Origin of the sequence: Actinomyces sp. ICM39, from assembly GCF_000282935.1 — a bacterium.
GTDB classification, from domain to species: domain Bacteria; phylum Actinomycetota; class Actinomycetes; order Actinomycetales; family Actinomycetaceae; genus Pauljensenia; species Pauljensenia odontolytica_B.
In genome coordinates, this window is the sequence record NZ_ALCB01000126.1 from 1 (window position 1) to 8,566 (window position 8,566).

At 68.1% G+C, this 8,566-nt stretch carries 5 protein-coding genes; 1 reads left to right on the forward strand and 4 read right to left on the reverse strand.

Annotation, left to right across the window (positions count from 1 at the left end; translation table 11 throughout):
- Window positions 1-37: 37 nt before the first annotated feature.
- Window positions 38-2,749: a valine--tRNA ligase gene (valS, locus tag HMPREF1137_RS08265; RefSeq protein WP_009054247.1), complete on the reverse strand. Its 2,712-nt coding sequence runs from the start codon at window positions 2,747-2,749 to the stop codon at window positions 38-40.
- A gap of 224 nt (window positions 2,750-2,973) precedes the next feature.
- Here valS and HMPREF1137_RS08270 point away from each other — a divergent pair, with 224 nt between their 5' ends.
- On the forward strand, window positions 2,974-4,326 hold the full coding sequence (locus HMPREF1137_RS08270; protein WP_009054246.1) for a M20/M25/M40 family metallo-hydrolase: 1,353 nt from the start codon (window positions 2,974-2,976) through the stop codon (window positions 4,324-4,326).
- 66 nt (window positions 4,327-4,392) lie between these two features.
- On the opposite strand, the gene HMPREF1137_RS08275 is transcribed toward HMPREF1137_RS08270, so the two are convergent.
- The 3 genes from HMPREF1137_RS08275 to HMPREF1137_RS08285 form a co-directional block, all read right to left on the reverse strand.
- Window positions 4,393-5,757 carry a Na+/H+ antiporter family protein gene (locus HMPREF1137_RS08275; protein WP_009054245.1) on the reverse strand — a complete coding sequence of 455 codons (1,365 nt, stop codon included), beginning with the start codon at window positions 5,755-5,757 and terminating at the stop codon, window positions 4,393-4,395.
- Window positions 5,758-5,829: 72 nt separating this feature from the next.
- Window positions 5,830-6,663, reverse strand: a complete 834-nt coding sequence (proC, locus tag HMPREF1137_RS08280) for a pyrroline-5-carboxylate reductase (protein ID WP_286131809.1) — start codon at window positions 6,661-6,663, stop codon at window positions 5,830-5,832.
- Between the two features lie 123 nt (window positions 6,664-6,786).
- Window positions 6,787-8,562 (reverse strand): helicase HerA-like domain-containing protein, encoded by a 1,776-nt coding sequence (locus HMPREF1137_RS08285; RefSeq protein WP_034497488.1) that lies wholly within the window; start codon window positions 8,560-8,562, stop codon window positions 6,787-6,789.
- Window positions 8,563-8,566: the final 4 nt, after the last annotated feature.

Sequence of the window (8,566 nt, forward strand, 5' to 3'; positions counted from 1 at the left end):
GTGGTGTTCCACGGGCGGCCCCCTAGCAGCCTAACGCTCAGCCCTTGCGCTTCGCAGGAGCTTCACCCAGCTCGAAGGACTCGACGACGGCCTCGGTGGCCTCAGCGTCATCGGAGGCAGCCACGGTCAGGGCGCCCACGGCCTTGGATGCGGCCTCCAGGTCGCCCTTCACGGACTCCAGGGCCTCCACCTGAGCCTGCGGGGCACGCACCGTCACCGCCAGGAACGGCGTACGCGGCGACACCTTCGCCTCAGACTTGACGCGACGCAGCGCGATCAGAGCAGAGGACGCGGCCTCGAGCACCGAGGGATCGCCCTCGACGCCAGCCAGGTCGGACACGACCGGCCACGGAGCGGTGTGCACGGAGCCCTCGCGGTACCAGCTCCACACCTCTTCCGTCACGTACGGCAGGTAGGGGGCCAGCAGGCGCACGACGTTATCAATGACGATCGCCAGAGCCGCACGGGCAGACGCGGCCGAGGCCTCGTCCCACGCGCCATCACGGTTGTAGGCGCGCTCCTTGACCAGCTCCAGGTAGTCGTCGCAGAACGTCCAGAAGAACGACTCCGTGACCTCGAGCGCGCGAGAGTGCTCGTAGGACGCCAGGGCAGCCGAGGCCTCGTCAATGACGGAGGCCAGCGCCGCCAGCACCGAACGATCCAGCGGCACCGTCACCAGCGCCGGATCCAGATCGATCGCCGCGCCCTCGCCGCCCATCGTGAGGGCAAACTTCGACGCGTTCAGCACCTTGATCGCCAGGCGGCGACCAATCTTCATCTGCTGCTCGTCGAAGGCCGCATCCAGGCCCAGGCGAGCCGACGCCGCCCAGTAACGCACGGCATCCGAACCGTACTTCTCCAGGATGCCCATCGGGGTCACGACGTTGCCCTTGGACTTCGACATCTTCTTGTGGTCCGAATCCAGGATCCAGCCCGACAGGCCCGCGTGCTTCCACGGCAGCGCGCCGAACTCCAGGTCCGCGCGCACCACGGTGGAGAACAGCCACGTACGGATGATGTCCTGGCCCTGCGGGCGCAGATCCATCGGGTACGTGCGAGCGAACAGGTCCTCGTCATCGAGCCAGCCACAGGCGAGCTGCGGGGACAGCGAGGACGTCGCCCACGTGTCCATGATGTCCAGCTCGCCCACGAAGCCGCCGGCCACGCCGCGCTGATCCTCCGTGTAGCCCTCCGGCACGTCCGTCGACGGGTCGACCGGCAGAGCGGCCTCAGACGGGGTGATGATGTCGTCGTAGTTGACCTGGCCGTCCGCGTCCACGCGGTACCACAGCGGGAACGGCACGCCGAAGAAGCGCTGACGGGAGACCAGCCAGTCGCCCTTCAGGCCCTTCACCCAGTTCTCGTAGCGCACGCGCATGAAGTCGGGGTGGAACTCCAGCTCGCGGCCGCGGCCAATGAGCTCCTCGTTCAGGTCCTTGCCCGAGGCCGGGTTCGTCCACGCGCGGCCACCGTTACGGATGTACCACTGGCGCGAGGTGACGATCTCGAGGGGCTTGTCGCCCTTCTCGAAGAAGTTGGTCTGACGCATCGTCTTGGTCGGCTCGCCCTTCAGCTCGCCCGACTCACGCAGGGCGGCCACCACGGCCTCGCGCGCGGAGAACGTCGTCTTACCGGTGATCTCCTCGAATGCCGCGCGGCCCGCATCGGTGGTGATCCACTCGGGGGTCTCGGTGATGATGCGGCCGTCCTTGCGAAGGATCGCGCGCAGCGGCAGCTCCAGGTCACGCCACCAGTCGATGTCGGTCGTGTCGCCGAAGGTACAGCACATGGCGATGCCCGCGCCCTTGTCCATCTCCGCCTCGGGGTGAGGCAGGATCGGCACCTCGACGCCGTACACGGGGGAGGCGACCGTCGTGCCGAACAGCGGCTTGTAGCGCTCGTCGTCCGGGTGGGCGATCAGGGCGACGCAGGCGGCCAGCAGCTCGGGACGCGTCGTCTCGATGCACACGTCCACGCCGTCCTCGACGGGCGCGCCGGCGGCGGCAGCCTTCGCGGCGGCCTCGGCGTCGGTGATGTGGAAGGCCAGGCGGTGGTAGAAGCCCGGGTACTCGCGGCTCTCCAGCTCAGCCTGGGCGACCGCCGTCTGGAAGGTGACGTCCCACAGGCCCGGGGCCTCAGCCTGGTAGGCCTCGCCGCGCGCCAGGTTGCGCAGGAACGCAGCCTGGGCGACCTTGCGCGCACGCGCGCCGATCGTCTGGTAGTTCTGCTTCCAGTCCACGCTCAGGCCCAGGTAGCGCCACAGCGCCTCGAACTGAGCCTCGTCTTCCTGGGTGAGGCGCTCGCACAGCTCCACGAAGTTCTTACGGGAGATCGGCTTCTGGTCGCGAGCCTTGATCGACTTGCCGTCGCCGCCCACGTGCGGGGGCTCGAAGTCGGGGTCGTAGGGCAGCGTGGCGTCCACGCGCACGCCGAAGTAGTTCTGCACGCGGCGCTCGGTGGGCAGACCGTTGTCGTCCCACCCCATCGGGTAGAACACGGACTTGCCGATCATGCGCTGGTAGCGGGCCACGACGTCGGTGTGCGTGTAGGAGAAAACATGGCCGATGTGCAGGGAGCCGGATACCGTCGGCGGGGGAGTGTCGATCGAGTACACCTGCTCGCGCGTCGCGGTGCGGTCAAAAGCGTAGGTGCCCTGGCTTTCCCAGGCCTCACCCCACTTGGCTTCGAGGCCTTCGGGGGCGGCGCGGTCGGGCACGCGAGGCGCCTGCGCACGGGTGTTCATGGCCATAATTGAGTTGTCTCCATCCGAGTCGTGGACTGTTTGCCCCACTAGCCTACGTTTCCCCATGCATTTCGGTCCAATGCTGGGCCTTGTAGCGCCCGGCGCGTTGCTCACACGCGCCGTTACAAAAGTTCCCCTCGTGGCGCGGTCGGGTGAAGTGACGCGCGTGGGGATACCGTGGTGTCAGGCAGGGGAGCCGGGACGAGGCCCCCGCTGGGAAGGGGATCATCGTGAGTACGCAATCGCTGGGTGAGCAGACCATCGACCTGTTGGGGCGCCTCGTGCGCCTGGGCTGCGTCAACGACTTGACCGCCGACTCGGGCGGAGAAGAGCGCGCCGCCGACCTCCTCGAGGACTTCTTCGCGGGCCTGCCCGTGTCAATCGAACGGATCACCCCGCACCCGGGGCGCACCTCGCTCGTGGTCACGGTCGAGGGTGCGGATCCCAGCAGCGCCGGCACGCCCCTGACGCTCCTCGGGCACACGGACGTCGTGCCCGTGGATACGGCGAAGTGGACGCGCGATCCTTTCGGTGCGCAGATCGAGGACGACGTCATGTGGGGGCGCGGCACCGTCGACATGCTCCACCTGACCGCCGCGATGGCCGTCGTCACCCGCGAGGTCGCGCGCCGCGCCCAGGACGGCAATCCTCCCGCGCGTTCCCTAGTGTTCGTGGCCGCCGCTGACGAGGAAGCCCGAGGCGGACTTGGCGTCCCGTGGATCGGCGAGAATCGGCCGGACGCCCTCCCGTGGGACGCCGCCCTGTCCGAAATGGGAGGGGCGCACATTCGCGGGCGCCGCGGAGGCGATAGCGTCGTCGTGGTCGTCGGCGAAAAGGGAGCCGCCCAGCGCCGCCTGCACATTCGGGGCGACGCCGGCCACGGCTCGGTCCCGCTGGGGCGCACGAGCGCCGTCGAGCGGCTCTCTCAGGTGAGCGCGGCGCTGTCCGCCGCCCGCTGGCCCACCGCCACGGACGAGGTCTGGGCTTCCTTCGTGCGCGCCTTCGAGTTCGACGAAACGACCGAAACGAGCCTGATTCATGGCACCTACGAGGGCGACTACTCCGAGTTCGAGGATCTGGCAGCCTTCGCCCACGCGATCTCCCACGTGACCGTCGCCCAGACGGTCGCCCACTCGGGCGGCCCCATCAACGTCATGCCCTCCCACGCCACCCTCGAGCTCGACATCCGCACGCTGCCCGGCGTCGACGACGATGACGTGGACGCCGCCATTGCGGCGGCCCTCGGCGACCTTGCCGAGCACGTGACCATCGAACGCCTCCTGAGCGAGGCCGCCACGGCCTCGTCGATCGACACCGACCTGTACCGGGCGATCGAAGCGGCGCTGACACAGCGCTACCCGGGCGCGAGCGTCGTCCCCGTCCTTTTCCCCGGCGGCACCGACCTGCGCGTGGCCCGTAGACGTGGGGGTATCGGGTACGGCTTCGGGGCCGTGGACAGCGGGGCGAGCCTGGGACAGGTGTACTCCCAGCTGCACGCGCATGACGAACACATCGCCCTGGCGGACGTACGTGCGACCGCCGAGGTCCTCCACGAGGTCGCGACCACCTACCTGGGCGTATAACGAGGCTGGGGCCAGGTCACGCATTCGTGCAACCCGGCCCCGGCCTCGTTGGTGAGAGGCGAGCTCTCAGAGGACCATCGCCGCGATCCAGCCACCGACCAACAGCGGAATGTTGTAGTGGATGAACTCGGGGATGACCGTGTCTCGCATGTGGTCGTGCTGACCGTCGATGTTGAGACCGGCTGTTGGGCCAAGCGTCGAGTCGGACGCGGGAGAACCGGCGTCGCCCAGAGCGCCCGCGGTGCCGATGAGGGCGACCGTCGCCATGGGGGAGAAGCCCAGCGCGATGCACAGGGGCACGTAGATCGCCGAAATGATCGGCAGGGTCGAGAAGGACGAGCCGATGCCCATTGTGATGATCAGGCCGACCACCAGCATGATGACCGCGGCCAGGGACTTCGAACCGTTGAACATCGCGGAGGTCTGCTGGACGAGGGGCTCGATCTGTCCGGAGGCCTTCAGGACCGAGGCGTAGCCCTGGGCGGTGATCATGATGAGGCCGATGAGGCTCATCATCTTCATGCCGCCGCTGAACACGTCGTCGGCCTGCTGCCAGGGCACGACGCGCATGCCGAGCATCATGCACAGACCCACGAGGGCGCCCACGAGCAGCGGGTCGGCCTCGGAGTCCATCTTGGTCAGGACAGCCTGGATGACGAAGCAGGCGACGAGGGCCACGACGGCAGCCCACACCTTCACCATGTTGACGGGCTTATCGTCGGTGGCGCTGAAGGAGGTCTCGCGCTGCTCGTATTCGCGCGGCTTGCGGTAGGAGACGAGTAGGGCGATGGCACAGCCCACTGCCATCGAGGCTGCGGGGATCGCCATGGCGGCCATCGGGTTGACGACGCCCTCGACGGCCATGCCGGCTTCCTCGATGTTCTTGTAGAGAATGTCGTGCAGGAAGATACGGCCAAAGCCGATCGGTACGAACATGTAGGTGGTGACGATGCCGAAGGTGATCGCACAGGCGACCAGACGGCGGTCCATCTTCAGCTCGTTCATGACGCCGATGAGCGGGGGCACCAGCAGAGGGATGAACGCGATGTGAATCGGGATGAGGTTCTGGCTCATGACGCCCATGACGAGGACGCCGCCGAGGATGCCCCACTTGGCGGAGCGGGCCACGCGCGCCGAGTTTGACTCATCGGCATTGCGCAGCTTCTTGATGATCCAGTTCGCCAGCAGGCGCGGCAATCCGGAGTGGGCGACCGACATGGCGAACGCGCCGAGGAGGGCGTAGGACAGGGCGATCTTCGCGCCGCCGGCGAGGCCGTCCTGGAAGGCGACCATCGTGCCGGACACGCCCATGCCGGCGACCAGGCCGCCCACGAGCGAGGCAATGAAGAGGGAAATGATGACGTGCACGCGTGCGACGCTGAGGATCAGCATGACGAGCACGGAGAGCACGACTGCGTTGAAGAGCAACATGTGTGTTCCTGTGTTGAGGGTGCGCGGGTGCGCCAAACAAGGGGGAGGTAAGCCGCTGTGCGGCAGGTGGTGTCAGCCGAGATGGGAGTCGGCGTGGATGGATGCGTCGACGGCACCTACCAGTGCGGTCGACAAACCACCTTCCTCGGCGGCCAGCAATCCTGCGATTGTGGTGCCGCCGGGGCTCGTCACCCGATCAATGAGTTGCGCGGGGATCGTGCCCGCCTCGCGCTCAGCGAGGAGCAGTGCAGCGGCTCCCGCCATCGCCTGTGCGGCGATCTCGACGGCGCTGTCCTTGGACAGGCCGTGCTTGAGACCAGCGCGGGCGAAAGAATCAACAATCTGGAAATACCAGGCCGGAGAGCACGAGGCCAGGGCCTGGAACACGGGGAAATAGTCCTCATCAATGAGGATGGTGCGGCCGACCGAATCCATGAGGGATCGGACGGCTGATACCTGTGCGTCGGTGGCGCGCGTGGCCGTCAGGGCAGTCATGGACTGCCCGACGGTTGCCGCGACGTTCGGCATGACGCGCACGAGCGGGATGCCCGCGCCGAAGTCAGTGGTGATCTGGTCGAGGGTGCGCCCCGCCGCCAGGGAGACGACGCAGACGTCGGTGCGACCGACCACGATGGGCGAGATCTCCTTGATGACCGCGCGCTGGTCCTTGGGCTTGACGGCCAGGATGACGATGTCAGCCTGGCGGGCCAGGGACGCGTTCGAGGACGCGGCGGTCGCGCCGAGTTCGTCGGCGAGGTCGCAGGCCTTGGTGGCCGTGCGGTTGGAGAAGACCAAGGTTGCGGGATCGACGCCGGACGCGACGGCACCGCGAGCGATGGCCTGGGCCATGGCTCCCGTTCCGATGAATCCGATACGCATCAGGGTCTCCCGCTCAAATTGGTCGATTGCGATGGAGCTTACTCCACTTTGCCGTTTCTTGGCACAATGGCCGCACTGTGAGACGAGGCCGGGGCCGAACTCCCCGAAAAGAGTCCTGAGCCCCGGCCTCGTGCCGAAAAATCGGAAGGGTCAGCGCTTGCGCGTGCCGAAGATGGAGCGCGTGATCTCGCGGCCGGCGGTGCGCAGGACGGACCCGAGGACGTTTTCGACCTGGCGGGTGCGGCGTTCGGCGGCGCGCTGGCGGGCGGCCTCCTCCTTCTCCTGCTGCTTCTCGACCTGTCGGCGCAGCTTCTCCATTTCCTTCTGGCGGGCGGCTTCTTCCTTTGCGGCGGCCTTCTCGGCCTCCTTGGCGGCGCGCTCGGCTTCCTTCTCAGCCTCCTTTTGTAGGCGTTCGGCCTCCTTGGCGGCCTCCTCCTGGGCGATGGCTTCCTCGCGGGCTGCCTGGGCCTCGGCGGCGCGGCGCTCGAGCTTCTCCTCGGCTGAGTCCGGGTTCACGGCGTCGCGGTAGCGGCCCATGATGACGCTGGACTGGTTGATGCGCGCGACCGTGTCGGCGGATGCGGGGCCCATGACGGAGGCGGGTGCCCAGATGCCCACGGGGGTGACCGGGGTGGGGTTACCCTTCGGATCCAGGACGGTCACGACGGCCTCGCCGGTGCCCAGGGTGGTGAGGACCTCGTCGAGCTCCAGGGACGTCTTCGGGAAGGTCTGGACCGTGGCCTTGAGCTTCTTGAAGTCGTCGGGGGTGGAGGCGCGCAGGCCGTGCTGGATGCGCGAACCGAGCTGGGCGAGGACGTCGGAGGGGATGTCCTTGGGGGTCTGCGTCACGAAGACGACGCCCACGCCCTTGGAACGGATGAGGCGAACGGTCTGGACGACCTGACGCTCGAACTCCTTGGTGGCGTCGGCAAACAGCAGGTGCGCCTCGTCGAAGAAGAACACGAGCTTGGGGCGCTCGACGTCGCCGACCTCGGGCAGGGTGGAGAAGAGGTTGGCGAGCAGGAACATGATGACGGCGCTGACCAGCGCCGGGCGCGTGGAGATGTCGCCGACGCCGAGCAGGGAGATGATGCCGCGGCCAGTGGAATCCATGCGCATGAGGTCGGCCGTGTCGAAGCCGGGGGCGCCGAAGAACTGGCCGCCGCCCTGGGACTCGAGCGCGGTCAGGGCGCGCAGGATGACGCCGGCGGTGGCCTTGGAGACGCCGCCGATCGTGGCCAGCTCGTCCTTGCCCTCATCCGAGGTCAGGAAGGAGATGACGGCGCGCAGGTCGGGCAGGTCGATGAGCTCGAGGCCCTGGCCGTCCGCCCACGCGAAGATCAGCTGGAGGGCCTGCTCCTGCGTGGTGTTGAGTGCGAGCGCGCGGGCGAGCAGGATCGGGCCGAAGTCGGAGATCTGGGCGCGCACGGGCACACCCGGGAACTGCGAATCCGCGCCACCCAGGCTCAGCAGCTCGATCGGGAACTGGGACGCGGCCCAGTCCTGACCGTTGGCCGCGGTGCGGCTCAGGAGCTTCTCGGAGCTGACGCCGGCCTCGGCCAGGCCCGTCAGGTCGCCCTTGACGTCGCACAGGAGGACGGAGGAGCCGTTCGCGGACAGGCCCTCGGCGAGGAGCTGGAGGGTACGGGTCTTGCCCGTGCCCGTCGCGCCGGCGACCAGGAGGTGACGGTTGAACATGGGCAGCGGCATCTTGGCGCTCACGCCGGGCACGCGCGCACCGTTGTCAATGAGCGTGCCGATCGTGACAGCGGGAACGTCCCAGGAGTAGGCGCCCTGGATCTGGGTGGCGAAAGTCGACAGTTCGCCGCTGGGGGCCGGGGACGAGGCCGGGGCGGCTGCGGGTGCTTCGGCTGCGGGGGCCTCGGGTGCCGGGGCGGACTCGGCGGCCTCCACCTGGGTGCGCAGCTCG

Bases quoted from the DNA above. Each gene is read 5' to 3' on its own strand.
- valS (WP_009054247.1), bottom strand. From the start codon at position 2,749: ATGGCCATGAACACCCGTGCGCAGGCGCCTCGCGTGCCCGACCGCGCC.
- HMPREF1137_RS08275 (WP_009054245.1), bottom strand. From the start codon at position 5,757: ATGTTGCTCTTCAACGCAGTCGTGCTCTCCGTGCTCGTCATGCTGATC.